A 22,363-nucleotide genomic window follows, 5' to 3' on the forward strand; every position below is an offset into this window, starting at 1 on the left:
AAATATTATTTTTTTGAATACCATTTAGGATGATGCCATATTGTATTCGGTCAGAAAGTTATATATAGAAGCAGAATCCACTTTGTTTTTTTTGACTATGAAAACGGCTTGTTAGAAGTCCAAAATCCAAGAACTAAAGCGATAATCTTAATTAAATATGAGGATATAATTATTCGAATAAAATAATGCCGTCTTTGACTTTTTTTTTTTGGCCTCTTATAGGAATTAATGAAACTATCCTACCCCAAGCTCTGGAAAGTCTATAGGAATTTTGAATTAAAGTATCCAGAGAAAGAGTAAGAGTAAAAGAACGAGTTATCAATATGGCTCTTTTAACTCAATTACGAGAAACTTTGTGAACGAATGAACTTAAACTAAACTGCCATTTTTCTACTATAAGCAAGGTTTCACAGATTACAGGAATGCTCCCTCAATAAACAAACACTTATCTCTTAATTACGCAGTTTTTCTCAATATTTCTATCCAACTCATATAACTTCGTAGATTAAGTTAGTGTGAAAAGACACTAGCCAACCTTCGGTTTATTTCAAAAAGTTGGATAAATAGGTATGTACGCACCAATGGATGTCCACATCTCTTACGGAGGTCTACCCTCCCAAGTCTCACAGAGTCTACGCTCCTACATTCCTTCGTTCAACCTTTCCATAAGGTGGATGTCGGTCATGCTGCCATACAGGATCTTATCTTGTCCTTACGTTAGTTCCGTTGCCGACTAATCCCATGCTGATTTTGTCTGTTCATCTTTCAATTCTAGTTGTTAAAAGTTTTATACTGATTAAGCTACTATTGGTTCTTGTATAAATGCATGCATATGAGGGATGTCCTTCAACATTTTCTCCTCTTGAAACACAAACTATTTCTTCCCAATAGAGAAGAGTATGCGGATGAGCTTATTACACAAAGCAATTAAAGACTGCATCTTTTTCAACGGATTATCAGGTCTCGTTATATGCTTTATTCTTGGCTACTAGAATCATAGATGCCCGAAATAGTAGTGCTTTTAGTTTCTTTCGGCCACGTTTCGTAATTTTGGTTTTCCCTTTATGCTTTCCTGAAGTTTTTTCTTTTCAGCTTAATCTGGCCAATTTGGTTATTTGATGAGGATGATTATATTCACTCAAATTCAAACCCGCCACTGTATCGCGTCCAATACCTGTTATTTCTAACATTTAATCAACTCCATGAATATCCTGAAGTAGTGTATCCAGAGTTTGTTCAAGCTCTTCGAACATGGCTTGTATGAGTTCATACTTTTGGATTAACGTTCTTAATATTCCATTTTAGCCATCATGGCACCCTGACGGATGACAATCGAGCGATTGGCTCCTTCTTTTAAAGTTTGAAGCTTCTTCATCCCTATACTACGTTTCACTGCTTGCCTTACGTATTCTAGTAATTCTTCTTCTGTATATCTCACCAGTTCTTCTGGTAATTTTAATGTCATTTTTAGTTGGAGAGTTATCTTCTAGCTCCTTACTGTGCTTGTCGTGTAAATCTGTTCCTCCATTAGTAGAATATGAGCTAAATTAAGCCAATAATGGCCTGTTGGCTCCATTCCAATAATGACAGACTCCATTTCGTATGACTCTTTTATTTGATTAATCCAATTAATAAAAGTCCTAAATCCTTTATGAGTATTATCAAAAAAACAAGTAGAACCTAGCTCTATTCCACGATAATCCTGTGCTCTACTACGCTGCTATCCGACTCCCTAAACAGCATTTGGTTTCCTTGCTTATTATCGCTTGTACACCATACTCTTCTATAAAGAAGAGACCGATAGGATCTCCCGAGTTCCCCGCTGTGGTAGAAAACTAGCGCGCACAATCAAATATGATTCACGTTTCTTGTAGCCCCCCCTACGATCCTGGACGTTCGGATTTCCCGAGTCCGGTTCTGACCTTGGATTAATCACCTACCAGCCTTCCCATACAACCGCAGGATTAAATGTTGGACACATATTCCCCCTCATTTGTAGGTTTACTTGTAAGTTAGTTTAAACATACTTTATAGCTCTGAGTCTATAATGCTTAAACATTCCAAGTGCCCAGAGGTCCTTTGCCCTATCACAGGTGTTACCTTGATAGAAAGAAGTGTAATTTCCTTACACTTAAGAAGGCATTACCCTTCCCTCATTGCTACTACGACCTCATGCGCCAATCCTAAATTATCCTACCATTTTCTATTAGCCTCTTATATGATAGGTCTTTATTGGTTAGTACCTTCCCAATTTGAAATAGGACCTTCCCCTCGTTATCTCTGAAAATCTTTCCACAGATGCCAGAACCCATACCCCGGCTGCTCTTACGGTGCTTTTGACCGTTTCTTCCCGAAAGACATTGGTCTTCCCCCGTTAGGCAAAGGTCGAGGCTAAGCAAAATATCCCTCGAACAGTTTCTTTGAGGGGCGTAGATTTCGGAATTGCAGTATTCGTTAAATCCTCCTTCTGGCCTCTGTGTTTACTCGCTACACAGACTGTTCCGACCTTATCCTCTCTGTGTAGAATAGGCCGCCGTGACTTTTACTTCCAAGCAGAACGCAGTTCGTTACCTCCCCACGCATTGGATATGCTAGTCACCCGAATCGGTCAATTGATGACTGGAGACTTTATTCTCAGACTTGATGGCTGCTCCACCTAACTGTCTACGCTTATAGATTAAAGTTACCTTTAATCCCCAAGACTCGCTACGAGCGAATGGCTAGTAATACTCGGCGGGAAGCCCACCCGCTATATGATACGACCTAGGCTCGGCCGCACATCTGCCTTGTTTGTGTATAAAATCGATTTCTACACTTATTATAGGTATGTTGCCATTCTTCACTTAAGAAAAGGACCTTCCAAGTGTACTTAAAGTAAATGCCCTGTTTGTACAAAAAGCAGTGCTGTAACCCCTGAGTTATTTTAAATTACTTATTGAATATATCAAAAAGTAAGACTTAACGGACAACTCTTCAATCATACCTCGATGATCACTTTTGCAATATTTCAGATAATTAAAATTAATTCACTTGAATATATTGACACATACCTAACACATGTAATAAAATACTTACATATGAAAGAACAATATTCTAAAGAAACATTATTGAAGTCTCTTGAAGCCATGGCCAATCCACACAGATTAAAAATCATTGCAATTTTAGCAACAGGTAGACAATATGTAAGTGAACTAGCTCGAAATTTAGAAATTAGCAGGCCTTTACTTTACTTACATTTACAAAAATTAGAGGAGGTTAATTTAGTCAAAAGTAATTTAGAAATTTCTACATCAGGTAAGGCGTTAAAATTTTATGAATTAAGTTCTTTTGAAATTCAGTTAGATAAAAATGTTATTTTTGAACTATTCCAACAAGAATTGAAAGATAATTTAAAAGGAGATTTTTAACTTGACGAATGTAACTACTTATTTAGGCTTATTTTCTTTTATACAAATGTTTCTTCCTATCATTTTGATCCTAATTATTCTTTTTTTCATTATAAAAACTGTTAAAAAGTATGAAAAAAGGGCTGATGAAAGATTAAGGCTAGAAAAACAACAGGTTGAAAGTAACCAAAAGAAATTAGATGAGATTCATCAAAAAATTGATAATGTTGAAAAAATGTTAAAAGAAATTGAATAATAAATAAAAAAATCTCTTTAAAAATAAAGAGATTTTTTTATTTATTAGTAACTATATTCAGTATAATATGAGTCTTTTCCAACAAAAAGCTTTACCCAACAAGTGCTGCTTGTAGCGCCGTTAAATGCAACCCAAGTAAAATCAAGTTTAGCAGAAGCTTTTCCATTTAGGTTTTCTGTTTTTCTAGTAATTTTAAGGTTGTCGTAAGAAGCAGTTCCTCCTACGCCAACAATTTTATAGTCATATACTCTTGAAATATAGTCATTTCCACCTTGTACAATAGTAAAATCAGCATAAAAGTGTGCATTAGCTATTCCAGTATATACATAAGCTTTAGCTTTTTTGAAATTTTTATAACCACTACCACTTGTAACAGTTCCTGGGCTAACTGCGAATGTTGAAAAACCACCAGTCGTTGGAGCCTTTTCTGTAAATTCTACAATATTTGGTTCTATTGTTGTTACTGCAATAGATCCATCTTTAAAAGTGGATATTGTTTCAACTCCATTATCTTCTGTTGTTTTTTCAACAGTATTAACAGGTTCTTGACCTTGTTTAATAGAATCCCATACTTCACCACTCTTTAATTTTGAAATCAATTGGTCTTGAGTTGCCACATCTACATTGTAACTAGTTAAAAAGTCTTTTAAAGATGCTATATCTTCAGCAGTTATTCGCTGAGATTGTTCCACTATATTATTTGAGGTTGGACTATCTAACTCACTAGCAAAACTTGTGGTAGCTCCCAACCCAAGAGAAAGTGCTAAAACTGGAATAGTTAAACCTGTAATTAATTTTTTCAAACCGAACCCGCCTTTTTGTAATTTTCTTAATTTTCCCAAATAACAATTTGATTATAAACCCATACTAGTGATAAATCTACTATTTTTGTATAAAAATTCTATTTTTTTAAAAAAAAGGTTAATTAATTATTATCTATTCATAAATTTTGTTTTAAAATAATATTAAATAATTACTAAAATAAAATGAAAAATCTCACCAAGAAGATTTTTTACATAGGCATTGTGGGATTGATTAAACTTCCTAAAATCGTTAAAACAATTTTTTTGTTATAAATAATGCTAGTAGAACGGAATCTCCCGAGTTTCTTGTTCTAATGAGAATCCCCTTTATTTGTAATTCCCTTTCCTTCACGTTTATACAAAACTGCACTACTAATAATAATAAGGAGTTTAATACTATTTTTTTTCTTTCCAGATTAAACTCCTTATTGTAAATTGTAAAAAGAAAAAACCACCCTATAAGGTGGTCGGAAAACTATTTATTTAACTAAGTAACGAAAATACAGTGCTATTGCTAACATTTAATATAGTTCTGCTAACATCACTTTTCTTTACACCCTATTCTTTTAGCATTGATAGTATTTGATTGTCATGGATTTGAGTCAATAATTTTGGACACAAAAAAGTTAAGTATTAAGCGGTTCTTCTAATCTGATCCTCCATAGCTTGAGATGTTTGATAGCCGATGCTGCTGTGAATTCTGTTTCTGTTGTACGCCCTCTATAAACTGAAACATGGCCAGCTTCGCTGCCCGGTAGTCTGTGTACTAGATATGATAGACTTCTTCTTTCTTTAATATGGCGTGAAATGACTCTATACAGGTATTGTCATAAGGACAGCCTTTCTGACTGAAAGACTGCCTGATTCCGTATTTTTGGACATGCTGAGTAAACTCACTGCTGGTATATTGTGAGCCAAGATCGGTATGAAGAATTAAGCCCTTTCGGGGATTTTGAGAAAAACAGGCGTTTTGAAGTGCTTCGATCACTAATTCCGAAGTCATAAAACGAGAAAAAGAATAGCCAACAATTTTTTTCGAATGCAGATCCAATACAGAGGCCAGATAGCACCAGCCGTCTTTTACCGTAGGAATATACGTAATATCCGCCACCCATTTCTCATTGATCGTACAGGTAGAGAAGTCTCTTTTTAAAAGATTACCCAGCTGCACAACCTTTTCTTTTGAGGGGAAAGGACGGTATTTTTTCCTGGTAATCGAACGGATGCATGCCTTTCTCATTAAGCGCCGGACACGCTTCAGGCTTAAACAAACCCCGTTGTTTGATAAGGTCTTATGGATTTTCGGTACGCCATAACGCGCCTTACTTTCCAGGTGAATCCGTTGGATTTCCTGCGTGATTTCCTGGTTTTTCAGTTCACGTTTTGACGTCGTTTTTTCAAGGGAGCCATAGTAGCTGCTTCTTGGCACGGCCAGTACTTCGCACATTTTCTGGACGGGATATTGATCCTTGTGTTCCTCGATAAAATCGATGAGCTCTAATTCGGTTACTTTTTCGCGAATATGGCCATAGACCTTTTTAGGATTTCTACCTCCTGTTTTAACGGAAGGTTTTCTTTCTGAATCTCGGCTAACTCTTTTGGTGTCAGCGCCTCTTTTTCTGAACCAATAGGGGTAAAGTCTTTCGCCCATTTATATATCGTTACTTCTGATACGCCATATTCGCTGCTTAATTCTTTAACCGGGCTGCCGGAATGATACAAATCCACATTCGTTTTCTTAAAATCATCGTTATATTTTTTGCCTGCAGGTTTACGTTCCAATTCGGACACATCCTCTCAAAATAATTGTAAGGACTTAATTAAATTGTGTCCATGAAACTATACTAACTCCACTCCAATCTACAGTTTTACTTATTCCTAAAAATGATGATTTTTAACAACTAATTCGCATCAATTAAAAGGTATTGATTTACATAGCAATACCTTTCTCTAATAACTACTACGTACTCATTTTCCATCAGTATTGCTTTATAATAATTTTACGTTCTCTTAAAACGCTAAATTAATAAAAGGTGAATATTTTATCCAATTTCAGAACCGAGAAGTCACATTCTAAATGTAAATTATTTTATTTCAAATAAATTAATTTACATTTATTTTTAAGAAAGTGAAACCAAAGTTGAGTCTGTAATCGTTAATCTTATAGGGAAACAACTCAAGGGAGGGAAATCCTTGAATAATAATCAAGTTTTAATAAATAAAATAAAAGCTGGTGACAAAGAAGCCTTTAATGAACTGGTAGTTGATATTCTCCCTTCAGCTTATAAAATGGCCTTATCTATCCTAAAATCTAAAGAATTTGCTGAAGAATCCTTACAGCTTACTTTGGAACTGGTTTATATAAGTATCCTTAAAAAGGACTTAGCAATGACAAATTTTAAAGCCTGGTTTTTCAGAGTTCTGTACACTAAGTCTATTGATACTTATAGAAAATACAAACGGGAGCAAAATTTACAACTATTAAACGTAGATATTGATTTCTCTTACAATGAACCTTCTACTCAAGCGAAGATAATTGAATCGGAAAATAAAAGAGAAGTAATTAACCTCTTAAAGCAATTAAAAGAAGAAGAAAGAACACCTATTATTCTGTATTATTACGAGGGCTTCTCAATAACGGAAATTTCCTCTATTTTAGATATTAATAGCAACACAATAAAAACTAGAATGGCAAGAGGTAGGAGAAAACTAAAGAAAATAATTAATGCGTTACAGTCCAAGGAGGGAGGATTCTATGAGCAGTAATAAAAATGATAAATCAAACTCTGTTGATACTTCTGTTCCTAAATCCATACATGTATTTGTTGATTCTCTTCCAGAAAAATATATTAACGGGAATATAGATAAGAAACTTGAAAAAGAAATGGAACTTGAATGGAAAAAATTCAATACAGGCTCCCAAAAAAATAAAAAACAAAAATTTTTGATAAGCATGGTTTCTGTTGCTTCTATCTTTATTATTTTTATTATGCTAGGCTTTGTTTCACCAACTATGGCTAATATGATGACAAAAATACCTTTAATTAATATCTTATTTGAATCAGAATCTCCTCTTAATGAAGAAATAATTACAGTATTAGAGGAGAATAATTATAAATGGGATGGAGTTAATATTTCTGTTGAAGATAAACTAGTTTCAATTAGTTTATTAGATGATAAGGAAAATAATAAAGATAAAATGGAGGAAATAGAAAAAGTAACTAAAGAAATACTTAATCAAAGGGGATATAATGCCTATTCCGTAGCGGTTACAATTGATTCTCTAGATAAAAATGTAGATACTAGCAAAAGTATAGACGGAAATATACGAATTATTGATGAAAATGTTATGAAGAACGACCCTGAAGTAAAATGGGCAACTACTTTTATTCCAGCCATAAGTTCAGCATTAACTTCAAAAACTGAGTTAAAAGTAATTGGAATATCTCACTCTTACAAAGAAGGCAGAGTATACGTTGAGATATATACTTCTTTATCATCCCTTAAGGCAGAGAGCAGTAAAGAAGTTGTAGAATCTATTAAGGAATCGATTAAAAGTTATTTAGAATCAGAAAAAGTCAACAAACTATTAAATAATGATAAATATATTATAAATCTTTTCAATAAAGACAAAAGTGAAGAATCAACCATTATGGAGAAAGCATAAAAAAAGAGCATCTAATCATTATGTTAGATGCTCCTTACTTACAACTTAGTCATAAGCAGTTACTGTTACAGAAGTAAAAGGTTGCGTTAATTTTCTTAAATATAATTCCGCTTTTTTATTATTACCATCTGTAAAGGATCTTACATTCCAGCTTAAATCATAAGTAGATGTAATACTTGGTAATTCAAAGGAAGAAACCAAATCATCATCATTTAACGGATCTTCTTCCATCAGTTTGTATTGCCATTTGAGCCCTTTTGCTGGTGTCTTTTGGGAAATTACCATTCTAAAATCTCCTCCATGCGAAGAGAATGTACTTGATTTAGTTTTAAATGTAGATGATCCCATTAAATCCCAAGTACCAGCTCCAAAAATACTAATCTGATTTTGTATATAGTTAGGGTCTGTGGAAATTAGTTTTATTTTTGGATTTACTGTGGAAACATCATTTACACCATCTTCTGGTCCATCGTTAGTTACTGCAGCGCTTTTTGTTTCTTCGTTATTAGCTTGTGTTTCTTCCGCAAATACTAAGTTGCTAACTGGTAATGCTATTAATACTACTAAGGTACAAACAACTATTTTTTTAAGATTCATTACTCTTTCTACCCCTCTGCTTCTCTAGAATATAACAAGCCTATTAAAATATTACCATAGTTATACAATTATGTATATTTTTATAAAATATTTATCGACTTACCTAGGAGACTATAATGGATATAAAAAAGAGAAATATACAAAAACTATATACTGATAAAATGCAAAATCGAGAGGAAAATAAAGGTAAATCATTACTATTATTTTGCCTATTAGCGTTGTCCGTTCTTGTATTACTGCAAAACAATACTACGAAACACTCTTTATTCCCTTTTGATAAGGATAAAGAATATACATACTATACAGGAGAAGAAGGTGAAAAAACGACAATCTTAGTGGTTACAGATCTAATTGATAAAGCATTGAAAGGGAGCAATCCAAATTTCTTAAAATTGTCTTTAATATATAATAGAGAAATTAGTCAAATAGTAATTGAAACATCTCTTGAAATAGATAGTGAATATACGAGCCTTAATTCAGAGCAGATTGTTCGAATAGTTCGCGAAATAAAAAATAATAATGTTTTGTTAAAGGAGAAAGAAATTGATGTAGTGATTAAGTCAAAGGAAAACAATGAAATTTTTCATAATCTAATAAAATAAGAAAAGCATCAACTGATTATCAAGTGAGAACGAAATAATATTTTTATTTCTTGGCTAAAATTAGAGAAAATAGAGACTTTGGAATATCCGAAAATTTAAATACCGGATGCATATGATATAGGTCTATCTATCCGAACTTTCATCATTAGTATTTAACTTTTAGCAATCCTTTAATGGTCTAGTGTATTATTCTTATTTGCTTTGGAAGCCTATAGTTTTTTCTTCAACTTACTCCACCGAGAGTCCATCTTCAATCATTTAATTAACGAAGTTGATTGCCATTCAGCTAAAACATTAAAAGAACTAAAAATAAAAAGAAATCACTATATCAACTATAGATACCAATGGAATTAAAAAAAGTAGCTCCTATTCAGTATAAGAGCCACCTTCAAGCTGCTTAATCTCTTTTTTATTGTGTACTTGACAGGGAAACAGTTTATAGGCATCTTTTACTTTACTTATTAGAAAACTCTATCCAGTTCTTCTCTAAATTAAATACAACATCTGCTTTGTAAGCTTTACCTTGCTTGGATTTTAAGTTAACCTTTACTGCTTTACCCCCAAAAAGCTTTCCTGCTTCTGTTTTTGTAATTGTCTTTTTTCCTAATTTCTCTAATCCATTTTTCCAAATGGTCGTTTTACACCCTTCTTTAAAACCTGAACAAGAGTAAGCTTTGGTATTCTCATAAATCGGCCTCTTACATTTTGGGCAGAAAGCAACTTCTTCTTTAGCAAGATTGGCAGCACTTGAGATAGATTTTACATTCCCTCTAATTTCTTCTGCTGTTTTGCTTAATAACCCCTCTAATTCTTCATAGAAAGTAGCTTCGTCCAGCTCTCCCAGTTCTACTTGAGCAAGCATAGTTTCAAAATAGGCGGTTAATCTCACACTATATAAAGAGAAATCTTCAGGCATCATGTCGATTAGTTCTCTACCTAGAGTGGTAGAGATAATCTGATTTTTCTTTTTCTCAATGAAGCCACGCTCCACTAATTTCTCAATAATGGAATCCCTGGTAGCTGTTGTTCCGATTCCTTCCACGGTCTTCATCATCTTTTTATCCGAATCATCTTCCAAGAATTTTGCAGCGTGTTTCATGTCATGTAATAATGTACCTTCTGTATAGCTTTTAGGTGGTTGTGTTTCTTTTTCTACTAAGGAATACTCTCCTACTTCATCTAAGCTTGCGTTGTTTAATACTCCAGCCTGAAGAGTTTCACCATATAGTTCTCTCCACCCAAGTTCTACTAGTACTGTTTCTTTTGTTTTAAAAGTATGTTCATAATCTCTGAACGTCGCTGTCGTTTCCTCTTTTATTGCATATGGATAAAAAGCAGCCAAAAACCGGGTGAAGATCACGTTGTATAAGATTGATTCCTCCCCAGCAAGATTATTAGCCACTTTTGATGTAATGATAATAGCCTCGTGATCCGTCACCTTAGAATGGTTCACAAATGACGGTTCCATCCTATAGCAATTATTAATTATTTTTCTTATCCACTTGTTAGAGGCATGCTTCTCTAATAATGCGGGTAGTTCAGAATCGTTCGCAATATATTGAGAGCTTGTACGTGGATACGTCACATACTTTTTCTCATATAAAGCTTGTGTTGTTTTCAACGTATGAGCTGCACTCCACTTATGCTTTTCATTCATAAACTTTTGAAGCTCGGTTAAGTCAAACAATTTTTCCGGCTTTTCTTTCTTCTTTTTTGTGTTGATATCAAATGCTGTTCTATTGCCAAGCGAGCGTAGAATACCTTCAGCAGCACTTCTCGTTAAGTGTGTATCTTTATCAAGTACTAGCTCATATTTTGCTCCATTTTTATCTGTTGCCACAATGGAGTAATGAACTACTTTCGAGAAATTTTCAATGGTTTTATCTCGACTAACTATCATGGCGAGCGTCGGTGTTTGAACACGACCAAGAGATAATACTTTGCCACTTTTACTTAACTTCGTTACTAACATGGTGCTATTTAGACCAACTAGTAAATCGGATTCTTCTCTTAACTTACCCGCAGCAGCTAAGCCTTCATAAAGAGATCCATCTTTTGCATTATTAAAGGCTTTCGTTAGCCCTTCCTTTGTCATGTCTTGAATCCAAAGACGTTTTAACGGCTTCTTTATCCCACTTAATTTATAAATTTTACGAAAAATATGTTCCCCTTCTCTTGCCGCATCCGTAGCGATATAAATAAGATTCGATTCCTTCATAAGGCTGGTAACAGTCTTATACTGCTTTTTTACTCCTGGATTATCAAGGACCATTAAAGGAATATCCTTCATAAAGAAAGGTAAACTGTTAATGTTTCCTTTCCATCCCCAATCTTCATTAATAGTAACTGGACTAACACAGCTAACCAAATGTCCAAAAGCAAACGTATATATCTTTCCGTCATTCCCTATGTAATGCCCTTCTCCTTCTTTATATCCTCCTGATAATGCTGTTGCTAAATCTCTTGCGACACTTGGCTTTTCACAAACAAATAATTCACTCATCTATATTCTCCTATCCATTCCTGTATTTTTTGTTAAAAAAGAACACTCCATGGAGTGTCTTTCATTTCCCTATTTAAATTTCGATTTCATAACTCAATTTTTTTTTAATGGGAGATTGTACTCTTCGTTTCAGTTCATTGTTCCAATCCCACTTCAATTGACCTTTCGGCAAATCTGGAATATCTGATTTAATTTCGATACTCTTTCCATCTTTTCGCTGAAAGTCATAATTTTTTATCTTATTAATGAACTCTATACCAGCACTGTCATTGTCTACACACAATGTAATAGATTCTATTTGTTTGCATGACTTTTCCAGCTCGTTTATTGCTTTTTTTACTGTTTGTACAAAGGTTTCTAACTTTAATCCATCCATACTTTTCATCTGACAATTACTAAGTGTGGACCGGTTTAACGTTAGGTAACTTAAGGCATCAATGGGAGCTTCAAAGAAGTAAAGATTTTCGGGGGACCCGCGTGTAATCGAGAATCCATTGTTGGTAGCCTCCTTTGTAGTAGGCAGTACTTTTTTAAAATAAGCCCGATCCGGATGTATTCTTTTTTTCTTCGGAATTTTCTGTGTTCCTTGAAGACTGGCTCCAATTAGTTGCCCATTTTCTATCCATTTAAAGACCACATTTTTGTAGGAATCTTCTTTGATATAATCCATATCAACTAACATTTCCACTAAATCTGCATCTATCTTTCGGTCTTTAACTAGGTATTTCATGACATAGTTTGTTGTGTTAACTTCCTCCACATCATATTGAAAGGTATCTGGATAGGTTGGTTCTGGTGCTTTAAAAGCTACAAAATCCTTATCACCTAAATCATAATTTATCTTCTTGACCGCATATTGAAAAGTAAGATTATGAACATTCATTAAATAAGTTACAGCATTCCCTGATACATTCTTACTGTTCCAGCTAAAATAATTTCTCTTCGTGTTAATGACCAAGCTATCATGTTGCTCGTGCCGATAAAACTGGTTTCCTTCTTTTTTTAATGGCTCACCTATAGATAGTAAATACTCCACCAAGTTCACATTATTAGCTTTCTCTTTCTCTTCCTTCGTGACAAATTCTTTAACTTCCTGATTCAATCGTAAAGCCTCCCCACTTATTCTTTTTTAAGATAGAAAAGCTAGTATACGTCCCTATCTTTTCTTATGAGAGCTTGATACAAGGTGATCCATGTAGTTTTCTATATCATTGAGTATAGGAAAAGTATCACCCAAGTTTAAGATATAAATAATCAAAATAAAGACCACAAAAAAAACAGCGGTTTTGAAGAGTGTTCCAACAAGGTTAAATGATTTCTTTCCTGTTGGGCTCTTTTTCATCGCTGCTATATATCGCTTCTCAATTCTGTATTGCCTACTCATTTCCTTTTCTTTTACTCGAACTGCTTTTTGAATTTCCTTTTCATGCTGTTCGCGGTCTTTTTTTAGCTCTTCCATAAACTTAATTTTCTCTAGGGCAATCTTTTCTTCTATTTCTAATTTTTTTACCGAAGCCTTCTTTTTCTCTTCCTTTTCCACTAATTGTTTGGCATGATATTCCCTAAATATCATATATGCCTTTTTAGAATTACGGACGGAAGAGCAAACGATATATTTAAGAAATTGAAAGGACAGTTTTATTAATTCATTCAAATCAAGTTCCTGAAGCCGCTCTTTCATAGTCAGTTTCGGTACTACGATGGTTGGAGATGAAGCTATTATATTTGAACTAGCTACTTCTGGATTTGTTGGGGTAAAGCTTAGTAGCTCTTTTTGATAATCTAAATTTTCCATATCATTTTCAGCTTTAAGGATATTAACTTGCCTTGTTGATTCAAGCTTTTTCCCCTCCAATTCCTGAAGTTCCTTCTTCCGTTCCAGTTTCTGTTTTTCTAATTCAGCTTCTGTATAAGCTAAATCAAGTTCTGCCTTCTTTGCTTCTTCCTCCACTTCTTTCAATCTTTTTTCATATTCTTCTTTCTTATTTCGATTTAGTTCTCTTTTTTCTTCTATTATTTGTTGTGCTTTAACTTTTTCTTCTTCCAGTACTCTTAAAACCTCAAGACGTTGAGATTCTTTAACCGCTGCTTCTTTTTCCTTCATTTCGATGGACTTTTCTAATAGCTTCTTCTCTTCCTGGATTTCTTTCAACTTCTTTTGATGTTCTAAATCCCTTTGCTGGCGTTCCCTTTCTTCCTTTTTCAATTGTTGTTGAATACTATTCTTTTCTGCCCTTAATTGCTTAAGTTTCTCTTTTTCTTCTACATTTTTAAGGAAAGAAAAGTTTTCTTCCGACTCAATGATTTCCCGACTCTCTACCTTCATGGCAAATTCTTTTACAGACTTCGGAGTATTAGACTTCTGCCGAATAACCTCATAGAGACTAGGAATATCTTTATCTATTGTAATGGAGGTATTAAAAATACCCTCCAAAGATTGAATTTCTACTATTTTAATGCCGACTCTCATACTCAACCCAGTTTGTTTATATCTAGATACTGACTCTATTAACATTTCATTTGCTTTCAAAAAGGTCAGGGGAGTATCAAACTCAAATCTTCCTTTTTCTGCGTTCAATTTATTTCTATAAATAATCCGATACATAAAAGTTCCTCCTTACTTTAACAATTTCGTAAGTAACATACGGGAACCCATTGACCCTATATTTCCAGCTCCTCGGCCGATAGCACCCGCGCCACCACGTGCACTCCCTGATCCATACCACATGTTTTTTAGGACAGAAGGTGACTTAATAATCAATGCTCCTGCACCAACCGCTAATAGAATGTTCCCCTGTGTAAAGATGATGTTGATGATTAATGTAACAAGAAAAATCTTCACTAACAGGGATACTACAATGGATAGTAACTCTCTCCACCAAACCTGAAAGTAATTATTGTCATCCGCAAGCATTGAAAGCGCCACTGGCATAATAAGAATTTGCATAATAATATAATCAGCGTAAAAAACACATACGGAATAGAGAAACATAACAAAAACTACTACAAAAAATATTAAAACGACAATTAAGACAAAACCAGATGCAGCAATCAAACTAGAGCCGGTTAATGCTGCAGACACCACCGCATATCCACCTTTTCCATCAAAATCCGTACCAGCTGCCGCAAAATAATTCGCTATGGGAAGGGCAATATCCATAAATAATAGTTTAATGAACCATGGAAGCACCAACATAGAGCCGGCACTTTTCACCACCCTTAATAGAATTTCATCTAAAGGATACTGTTGTGTTCCATTCTGTGTGTTAATGATGTATTCAATAATCTTATAGAGCGCAATAATGACCGCAAAAATGCCAGTAAACCATGCAAAAAAGGACATCGTATCATCCACGAAGTCCGACTTTGGTAAATCAAAAACAATTTTATTCATCATGGTTAAAATCCAGTTCATGAATTCTTCTACCCAACCATTAATGGTATCTTCTAGAAGTCCTTTTAACTCATCGCCAACCCAATCAAACATTTAAGCACCACCATCCTTCCTATCCTCCGCCAAATCGTCTAAGGTACTTAGTGAGTTTTGAAATTGAGCTACTAAAACCTCTTGCTCTTCCATTGCTTGATATTCCAGATATTCTTCCTCGTTATATCCTTCTACTTCAAACGATTCAGAAGTTTCAAAGACTGCTACATCTTTTTCGTACAGTTCTTTGGCTGTAGGACTTATTTGTCGTTTATATTCCATCTGTGACACTTCATATTCATCAACTAATCCTGGATACAGCTGAAATTGAATAGCCTTTTTCGCCTTAATCGGGTACTTACCAGCAATGATAACAATACTATCCTTTTCAGACATCGTTAGGATTTCATCCGCATTCATTAAAGAACGTTGAGAATAAGAAAAGTTCGAACTACTAGATGAATTACCTGTTTTCCCTTTGGAAATAGAACTCCCACCGGTCTCCACTTTAATCGTTGCCTTTCCCATGAGATTACTAAAATAAGCTGCTGTTGTATCATTAACGTTACCTAAACAAATCTTTATGGCACAGTTACCAAGAATGGATTCTGCTTTATCTTTACCGTACTTATCCATTAACTGCGTATTATTCTGTAGAATAGTACAACAAGCAATTCTGTACCCACGACAGGTAGCCAAAAACTCTTCATAATTGTTGAATTTCCCTAAGTTAGGGAACTCATCTAAAAGAAAGACAGTAGGTACAGGCAATTTAGCTCCATTCTTATCTCCCAACAAATAAAGCTCCTGAAACATTTGAGTAAAGAATAGGTTTATCAGTCCTTCCCAAGTCGAATCCATCGTTGGAATTAACACATACAAGGCAACTTTCTTTATCCCAATATCCTCAAAGAAAAAATCATTACCACTTGTAAAGGAAGCTACTTCGTCATCTACATAATCACCAATAGTAGTTAATAAACTGATGATAATACTGGCCCTTGTTTTCTCCTGTGATTTCTTGAACCCTAACTCATAACTTCTTCTTGCTGGATGGCGTTTACCTAGTTCCATAAACTTTTCATCCAGTTCACTTTCTCCGTCCTCATTTGCTTCCGGATCAAACTCCTGTAGAAAGTCTAAAATCCCTTCCATGTTTCTTTTATCCGGATGGAACTCCGATTTGGCATATAATATTAACGCCTTTAATAAACCCAATTGAGCATTAAACCAGATATCTTTTCTTTTAGGATCATTCTTTGCGCTAACAATGGTATTTGCTACAGTTGTGGCATCAAGATCTTTTCTTACATAGCCAAAAGGATTATAATGATCTGATATTGCCATATTCTTAAAGTTTACAACCCTAACCTCATACCCCTGAGCTTCTTTAATTTTGGCAGTCTTTTCGTAGACCTCCCCTTTAGGATCAGTAACGACTATACTGCAGTCCGTGATATTAATCATGTTGGTTAAAACAAAGGATTGCGTTTTAAAGGAACCTGGCCCTCCTACCACATAATAGTTTCGATTAGCTAATTTACTCGTCTCGTGTTGGATTAACGCTTTGCCATCTTTAATTCCTATCACAATCCCACTTGCATTAGTTGTAGCCATTAATTTTCCTCCTTTGTCTTTAATGTCTTTCTCAATTCGTCATACATGTTGCTTCTTGGAACAATCGTGATTTGGTCAGGCACTTTAAAAACTTCCACATTTCTCGCCCATCTAGAAGATCCTTGAACTCCATATTTATCCCCCACATTTTCATAATCCTTATGACGGGTTTTAAACAATAGATAAACGAATAAGAAAAGCGCAGCTCCAGTAGATACATACAACATTGGATTCTGTGCTGCATGCATTTCCATGATATTTTGGAAAGGATGAGCCAAGATATATACTGCGTAATCAGACAATATTTCGGTACTAAATTCCTTCTTATGCTCCGAAATAAAAGGAAGAAATCCTGCAACAAACAAAGAAAAGTAAAATAGAAAGATAAAAAGCAAAGAAAAAATAGTCGCTTTTATTTTCATCTATTCTCGCCTCAACTTTCTGACATGGAAGCAAACGTGCCTAACACTTCCAAAGAGATAATTTTTTGTTTTCCATCTTCTTCGGCAACAGTTACTTCGTAAATTTGTGTGGTCTCCGGACTATCAACACCATCAATTGTATAAACCGTATCCAATACCACTAATCCAGTCAGTTCTTTGTTTTGTGCTGTCATATATAACTTCATCTTGGTAATGTGATTCTCAAATTTAATTGTAGGAGTATCGGGAACACCAGCAGCCATCAGTTGCCCATAAACATCCTCATTCACATAGTTTTTAACCTTTTCAAATTTATCTTTATAGGTATCCGTATTGTAGTTAAAGTGTGTGTCAAAGAAATCTTCTACTGTTTTCTTGGCTTCTTCATTTCCTGCTAGTTGTTCATCCGTGATAGCCCCTTCAGCCTCATCCAATCCTTTTTCTAATTCCTTTACTTGTGCTTTTAAGTCTTTATTTAACGCCGCAAATTTTTCATTATCTTTACTCTCACTACTAACATTGAACCCTAATGCTATATTGGTAAAAATAGAAACGACCAGCATAATAGCCATCGTTACTAAAACTTTTGTATTCACTACATTCCCTCCTATTTAACCACTCGGCCAAATCCAGCTAAATGCTGCTTCCAATAACCTTGATTCCAGTTGGAGTATCCAATGCCACCATTGTTGGCGTCGTACATTCGTTTCTCATCCACATAGATGCCTACATGCGTAATAGAACTAGCTGGACGACTAGGATTAGTTCCCTTGAAAAACACTAAGTCTCCAGGCTGTGGATCGGCTACTGGTATGGAATGGGCTTCCTGTTCAGCTGCCGTTCTGGGTAAATCATACCCAAGCAATTTAAAGGCATATTGTACTAACCCACTACAATCAAAACCAATCTTCGGATTGGAACCAGCCCACGTATAAGACCAACCATCATATTTTTGTACTTCTGTCATTAAAGCTTGATAGGTTTCCGCACCTAAAGCTGAAGCATCGACATTTCCTATATCCCCTGTACCAGAACCTGGTGCAGAAAGATATTGCTGAATCAACATCACATAGTACATGTTCCCGTACGAATAACGAATGTTTCCATTGAAATCGGCCACGGGATTACTGTACTTCACCGTTTTTCCTCCTGCTTGTTTGCTAGAAAAAGCGCTGGCTAACTCAAAGGAATATTGTTTTCCGTTATCCTTTACATAATTATTAAAGGCTGATCCAAAATTATAGCTCTGGACAGGAGTCCAGAAATCTAATTCATGAGAGCGAGCATTTTGCACTACATTGGCTAAATGAGATACACCTGCATCAATAGAAACGATAGGATCACTAATGGAATTGGGAGGAAGACCAAGTGATTCCGAACTCTGCATCACATCTAATCCTTCACCCCCTGTTTCCACCATCATGATGGCAAGAATAACATCGACATACTCTGGTATTCCGTATTTTTCGGCGTATTCATCTACTACAGGTTTATAGACTAAAACAGCTTCATTTACCTTGGCGGTTCCAGAATTCCCTTGATCTCCACCGACTAACAACATGACCCCAATAACCATGACCATCAAAAAAGCTAGTACAATGAGTACTAGCTTCTTCCAATGTTTCTTCGCTTGTTGGGCTACCGTTAAAGCAACTTTAATTGTTACTGCATCCATTAATCATCCATCCCTAGCTTTTCATCTAACTTAATTAGCTCCTTCTGTAATTCCACCAGTTTATCTTCAGCCTTTTTCAATTCATCTTCCCTTTTAACTTTATCTTCCTCGGTTTCTCCAAACATGCTATCCTGGTTCAAAGTAGAGATTTGGTCATTCAGGCTACTAACCTCAATTTCCAAATCAGATTTCTTCAACAATTGATCGACCTTTTTCTTCTCCGCCTTTGTCAATTTCAACGTTTCCGAACTATCCGTTTTCATTCGTTCCAATGTTTCTTTGGCGAACTCATAGTTCTCATGTTCAATAAATGCCATCGCTAACCGTTGAAGCGTATCCTTATCTTCAATTAAAGATGCTTTTGCGGCTAAGCTATCTGAATTAAATTCCACAATCTCTTTTTCTGTACTTAAGTAATCCGATTTAGATGTTAAATCCAATAACTTTTCTTTTTGCCCTATCTTGTATAAATAAGATACAACGTATTTCTCAATACTCTTATCATAGGCAACAGCTTCATCAAATTTCCCAGCTTCCACTAGCATGGTAGCTATGTCCTCTGGATTATCTCCTTTCTTCTCCATCAATGCTTTTGCCTTTTTTGTATCTCCACTAGAAACCGCAAAGGTTAGTTCATTTTCTATTTTCATGTCAGCTATGTCAGCTTTATAATCAGCTGCCACGTTTTTTTCCACCTGTTTCACAGCTCCAGCAAATAACAAGCCAACTACCAACATACCTAAACCCCATAGGTATACCTTCCGTTTCTTTCCTTTTTTCTTGCTTATCGCTTGGAATTGAACCTTTTCATAAAACTTGGATTGCTCTTTCTCTAATTCATTATCCACTAAGGTTTTAAGATCCACATAAGATGTCATGGCATTGACCGAGAACATAAATTCATTGTTTTCTTTTCTTAACAGGTTATCTTTATTTACGACAAACCTTTTGTAAGAGAATTTACCACTGAAAAAGCCCAACACAAACAACTTATACTGTTCCAAAGTACTTAAATCTTTGTGGTAAGGAAGATTCCCATTGGAACGATAAAGTACCTTGATTTCCTTAAAACTTTTAAAAAATACATTGGTTAAATCTAAATACGTCATGCCATCTGCTTCTAGTAAGGGATCTGTATCTAACAGATTCTTTATTAATTGTAATTTAATGACGGGAACATAATTTTTCGCATTTTCTAAGGATTGATAGCCTTCTGGAAGGTCATAAACTAGATAAATTTTATTGTTTTGCCGACTAATGCTCTCTACATCAAAAAAACCTGGCAGCGATTGCTCCAAGTCTTCCAATTCATCTAGACTGCTAACCTTCGTGAACTTTTCGTCAATCTCAATCTTATATTCACTCTTATTGACGTAAAGAGTTAGGTTGTCCATCATTGTTATTTTTTTCATTTAATATCCCTCAACTCGATTCAACTCATTTGTTAATTGACTAATTTCATTTGGAGAAAGGAGCACTTTATCCGACCAGTCTGGTATCTCTTTTGCACTTCTTCCTGTTTTTTCTTCGTACTTAGCTGGATTTAGAAGCCTTAATTCTTCTTCCGTTAACACGACCTTTAACAGGGCACGTTGAGAACCATAAATGATTAAGGCTTCCCCTTGTTTTTTTGCTTGAAGGAAGTGAATTTCTTTATCTGACAAAGGTATTTTTAATCGATTAATAATTTGTTGAACTTCTCTAGGTTCAAATCCAAACATGACTTTGGTGTAACTATTCCCTACAATAGCTTCGCCAATGCCTCCAGAGGCATCTAGTAAATCTTGAATTTGCTGTGTCGTTACGGTCGCTCCAGCATTATACTTACGAAAACGTTTATACGCTTGGAAAAAAAAATCGGCACTTTCTGGATTCTTCAAAAGGAAATGAAACTCATCGCAATATAGTTCATCCGATTGCTTAACATCACTTGTGAATAGCTCCCACAGATAACTAAATGTATTTAGATACGCTGCTGCTTGTATTTCCTTCTCTGTTTGTAAAGGCTTTAAATTAAAGGAAATAATTTTGGCACTTAAATCTACATTCGTATAGCCATTAAACAGGGTACTTGAGCCATAAACCATATCTTCTAAGATAAAACAGTATCGTTCAATCAGTTCATATTTCTTTGTATCTGTATTTTTCAATGTTTTTAATGACTGTAATAGGTCTTCTAAAATCGGCCAATCTGCATGGCCCATTGAATCCAAGTCTTTTTTCTCTCGGAAAGTTTTATACAGTTCCATCGAAACATTCGAAATGATAGACAATTGTACTTGGTCCATATCCGCCATATTCACTTTATGGAAGCCTTTTAACCGGTTGACTTTCTGCCTGATTAAATTATCTACTTCTTTATCCGTTAATTGACGTTCTCTCATGACATAATCATCATCAGAATCTAAAGCTTGGGATAGGATTTCAAAAGGATTCATTCGGGTAGGACTAGCACTGGATAAATCAATAACTGTACCCCCAAAGGAAAGAACATCTTTGGAATACTCATCCTCCGGATCGATAATATAAATATTATCTTCACCTTCCGCCACTTTTCTAAAAACGTTACTTTTTTGATAGGTGGATTTCCCTCCTCCCGAAGTTCCTAAAACTATTTTGTTTCGATTAAGTGTCCTGCCTCGATCTTTATAATCAATGGCAATCCATGAGTTTGTTTCCTTGTTAATTCCTTCAATGGTTGCCCTTGGCGTTAAATCACAAATCTCATTATCATCGAAGGGAAAAAAAGAGCTAGCACTAACGGTATTCGTCATGGCGTATGTGTACTCTTTCAAACTGTTTATCCCTAATGGAAAAGAAGAAAAATAGGCATCATCGATTCTTCTATAAGGAGTTATTGCTTTTAAATTGATTTTGATTAATACTCGATTTAAACTCTCTTCGAGAGAACGTAATTCTGACTCTGACTGCGCCTGTAGTAAGATATAGGTGTAAAGATAGATAAAAGTACTCTTTTCATCTAAAGACTGTTCCAGCTGCTTCTTAGCCGTATTTAATTCTCGTTTAATTTGTTCTCTTCTTTGATAATCTAATGTTTTTAAAAGCTCTGCTTCCTTGTTTTTGATGGTTTCATTATAGTGTCTATTCAAGACCTCACCATTGGCTGGCTCTAAATGCTGAGAAATCGTAATATTTCCTTTCAATCTCTTTAAAGGAGACAACCAGTTACCTGTTGGCTCAGAAGGATAACTAAGGATTACATATGGCTTTATATAGTTCCCACTAGCCGCAATGTATTCTCGATTTAACTCAAATACAAAAGGATATCTACTTTCAATGACATCCTTATCGATTAAGCCGATAATCTGATTTTCTTCTTTTACTTTTGGTTCATTTTTCTGTTTTGTTCCAAATAACGCTGATAATAAACTCACTATCTGCACCTTC

At 34.9% G+C, this 22,363-nt stretch carries 17 protein-coding genes and 2 pseudogenes; 5 read left to right on the forward strand and 14 right to left on the reverse strand.

From position 1 onward, the window contains the following. Positions 1-796 precede the first annotated feature (796 nt). Positions 797-1,714: pseudogene (locus L8T27_RS28895) on the reverse strand (transposase); the annotation flags it as partial. 1,363 nt (positions 1,715-3,077) lie between these two features. On the opposite strand from L8T27_RS28895, the gene L8T27_RS26705 reads away from it, so the two are divergent. Both L8T27_RS26705 and L8T27_RS26710 read left to right on the forward strand, forming a co-directional pair. Next, on the forward strand, positions 3,078-3,407 hold the full coding sequence (locus L8T27_RS26705) for an ArsR/SmtB family transcription factor (protein WP_237944289.1): 330 nt from the start codon (positions 3,078-3,080) through the stop codon (positions 3,405-3,407). A 1-nt stretch (position 3,408) separates the two neighbouring features. Next, the gene (locus L8T27_RS26710) at positions 3,409-3,642 is read left to right on the forward strand and encodes a hypothetical protein (RefSeq protein ID WP_237944290.1); all 234 of its coding nucleotides are present in this window, start codon (positions 3,409-3,411) and stop codon (positions 3,640-3,642) included. 44 nt (positions 3,643-3,686) lie between these two features. On the opposite strand, the gene L8T27_RS26715 is transcribed toward L8T27_RS26710, so the two are convergent. Beyond that, positions 3,687-4,445, reverse strand: coding sequence for a hypothetical protein (locus L8T27_RS26715; RefSeq protein WP_237944291.1), 759 nt, complete (start codon positions 4,443-4,445; stop codon positions 3,687-3,689). Between the two features lie 633 nt (positions 4,446-5,078). Continuing rightward, positions 5,079-6,227: pseudogene (locus L8T27_RS26720) on the reverse strand (IS3 family transposase). A 411-nt stretch (positions 6,228-6,638) separates the two neighbouring features. On the opposite strand from L8T27_RS26720, the gene L8T27_RS26725 reads away from it, so the two are divergent. Then, positions 6,639-7,211 carry an RNA polymerase sigma factor gene (locus L8T27_RS26725; RefSeq protein WP_237944292.1) on the forward strand — a complete coding sequence of 191 codons (573 nt, stop codon included), beginning with the start codon at positions 6,639-6,641 and terminating at the stop codon, positions 7,209-7,211. After that, the gene (locus tag L8T27_RS26730) at positions 7,201-8,112 is read left to right on the forward strand and encodes a DUF4179 domain-containing protein (RefSeq protein ID WP_237944293.1); all 912 of its coding nucleotides are present in this window, start codon (positions 7,201-7,203) and stop codon (positions 8,110-8,112) included. The genes L8T27_RS26725 and L8T27_RS26730 overlap by 11 nt, the downstream gene beginning before the upstream one ends. Before the next feature lie 45 nt (positions 8,113-8,157). On the opposite strand, the gene L8T27_RS26735 is transcribed toward L8T27_RS26730, so the two are convergent. Further along, on the reverse strand, positions 8,158-8,709 hold the full coding sequence (locus tag L8T27_RS26735; protein WP_237944294.1) for a hypothetical protein: 552 nt from the start codon (positions 8,707-8,709) through the stop codon (positions 8,158-8,160). A gap of 116 nt (positions 8,710-8,825) precedes the next feature. Here L8T27_RS26735 and L8T27_RS26740 point away from each other — a divergent pair, with 116 nt between their 5' ends. Beyond that, positions 8,826-9,311, forward strand: coding sequence for a hypothetical protein (locus tag L8T27_RS26740; protein WP_237944295.1), 486 nt, complete (start codon positions 8,826-8,828; stop codon positions 9,309-9,311). Positions 9,312-9,765: 454 nt separating this feature from the next. On the opposite strand, the gene L8T27_RS26745 is transcribed toward L8T27_RS26740, so the two are convergent. From L8T27_RS26745 to L8T27_RS26790, 10 genes are all read right to left on the reverse strand, one after another. Continuing rightward, the gene (locus L8T27_RS26745; RefSeq protein ID WP_237944296.1) at positions 9,766-11,814 is read right to left on the reverse strand and encodes a DNA topoisomerase; all 2,049 of its coding nucleotides are present in this window, start codon (positions 11,812-11,814) and stop codon (positions 9,766-9,768) included. 73 nt (positions 11,815-11,887) lie between these two features. Further along, a complete protein-coding gene (locus tag L8T27_RS26750) occupies positions 11,888-12,916 on the reverse strand; it encodes a DUF3991 domain-containing protein (RefSeq protein WP_237944297.1) in 1,029 nt (342 codons plus the stop codon). A 54-nt stretch (positions 12,917-12,970) separates the two neighbouring features. After that, the gene (locus tag L8T27_RS26755; protein WP_237944298.1) at positions 12,971-14,419 is read right to left on the reverse strand and encodes a hypothetical protein; all 1,449 of its coding nucleotides are present in this window, start codon (positions 14,417-14,419) and stop codon (positions 12,971-12,973) included. Between the two features lie 12 nt (positions 14,420-14,431). Then, positions 14,432-15,301 (reverse strand): conjugal transfer protein TrbL family protein, encoded by an 870-nt coding sequence (locus L8T27_RS26760; protein WP_237944299.1) that lies wholly within the window; start codon positions 15,299-15,301, stop codon positions 14,432-14,434. Next, complete coding sequence (locus L8T27_RS26765; protein WP_237944300.1) at positions 15,302-16,858, reverse strand: VirD4-like conjugal transfer protein, CD1115 family; 1,557 nt, start codon at positions 16,856-16,858, stop codon at positions 15,302-15,304. It abuts the gene before it with no gap. Next, positions 16,858-17,280: a hypothetical protein gene (locus L8T27_RS26770; RefSeq protein WP_237944301.1), complete on the reverse strand. Its 423-nt coding sequence runs from the start codon at positions 17,278-17,280 to the stop codon at positions 16,858-16,860. The genes L8T27_RS26765 and L8T27_RS26770 overlap by 1 nt, the downstream gene beginning before the upstream one ends. Before the next feature lie 11 nt (positions 17,281-17,291). Further along, positions 17,292-17,876, reverse strand: a complete 585-nt coding sequence (locus tag L8T27_RS26775) for a hypothetical protein (protein WP_237944302.1) — start codon at positions 17,874-17,876, stop codon at positions 17,292-17,294. Between the two features lie 11 nt (positions 17,877-17,887). Then, on the reverse strand, positions 17,888-18,955 hold the full coding sequence (locus L8T27_RS26780; RefSeq protein ID WP_237944303.1) for a bifunctional lytic transglycosylase/C40 family peptidase: 1,068 nt from the start codon (positions 18,953-18,955) through the stop codon (positions 17,888-17,890). After that, complete coding sequence (locus L8T27_RS26785) at positions 18,955-20,367, reverse strand: hypothetical protein (RefSeq protein ID WP_237944304.1); 1,413 nt, start codon at positions 20,365-20,367, stop codon at positions 18,955-18,957. Before L8T27_RS26785 ends, L8T27_RS26780 begins: the two co-directional genes overlap by 1 nt. After that, positions 20,368-22,350 carry a VirB4 family type IV secretion system protein gene (locus L8T27_RS26790; RefSeq protein ID WP_237944305.1) on the reverse strand — a complete coding sequence of 661 codons (1,983 nt, stop codon included), beginning with the start codon at positions 22,348-22,350 and terminating at the stop codon, positions 20,368-20,370. It lies immediately after the preceding gene. Positions 22,351-22,363 lie beyond the last annotated feature (13 nt).

It is taken from the genome of Niallia sp. Man26, from assembly GCF_022049065.2.
Lineage (GTDB): Bacteria > Bacillota > Bacilli > Bacillales > Cytobacillaceae > Niallia.

Excerpts from the sequence above, each read along its gene's own strand:
- L8T27_RS26730 (WP_237944293.1), top strand. The coding sequence starts at position 7,201 with ATGAGCAGTAATAAAAATGATAAATCAAACTCTGTTGATACTTCTGTT.
- L8T27_RS26760 (WP_237944299.1), bottom strand. The coding sequence starts at position 15,301 with ATGTTTGATTGGGTTGGCGATGAGTTAAAAGGACTTCTAGAAGATACC.
- L8T27_RS26740 (WP_237944295.1), top strand. The coding sequence starts at position 8,826 with ATGGATATAAAAAAGAGAAATATACAAAAACTATATACTGATAAAATG.
- L8T27_RS26745 (WP_237944296.1), bottom strand. The coding sequence starts at position 11,814 with ATGAGTGAATTATTTGTTTGTGAAAAGCCAAGTGTCGCAAGAGATTTA.
- L8T27_RS26755 (WP_237944298.1), bottom strand. The coding sequence starts at position 14,419 with ATGTATCGGATTATTTATAGAAATAAATTGAACGCAGAAAAAGGAAGA.
- L8T27_RS26785 (WP_237944304.1), bottom strand. The coding sequence starts at position 20,367 with ATGAAAAAAATAACAATGATGGACAACCTAACTCTTTACGTCAATAAG.
- L8T27_RS26735 (WP_237944294.1), bottom strand. The coding sequence starts at position 8,709 with ATGAATCTTAAAAAAATAGTTGTTTGTACCTTAGTAGTATTAATAGCA.
- L8T27_RS26770 (WP_237944301.1), bottom strand. The coding sequence starts at position 17,280 with ATGAAAATAAAAGCGACTATTTTTTCTTTGCTTTTTATCTTTCTATTT.
- L8T27_RS26780 (WP_237944303.1), bottom strand. The coding sequence starts at position 18,955 with ATGGATGCAGTAACAATTAAAGTTGCTTTAACGGTAGCCCAACAAGCG.
- L8T27_RS26765 (WP_237944300.1), bottom strand. The coding sequence starts at position 16,858 with ATGGCTACAACTAATGCAAGTGGGATTGTGATAGGAATTAAAGATGGC.
- L8T27_RS26705 (WP_237944289.1), top strand. The coding sequence starts at position 3,078 with ATGAAAGAACAATATTCTAAAGAAACATTATTGAAGTCTCTTGAAGCC.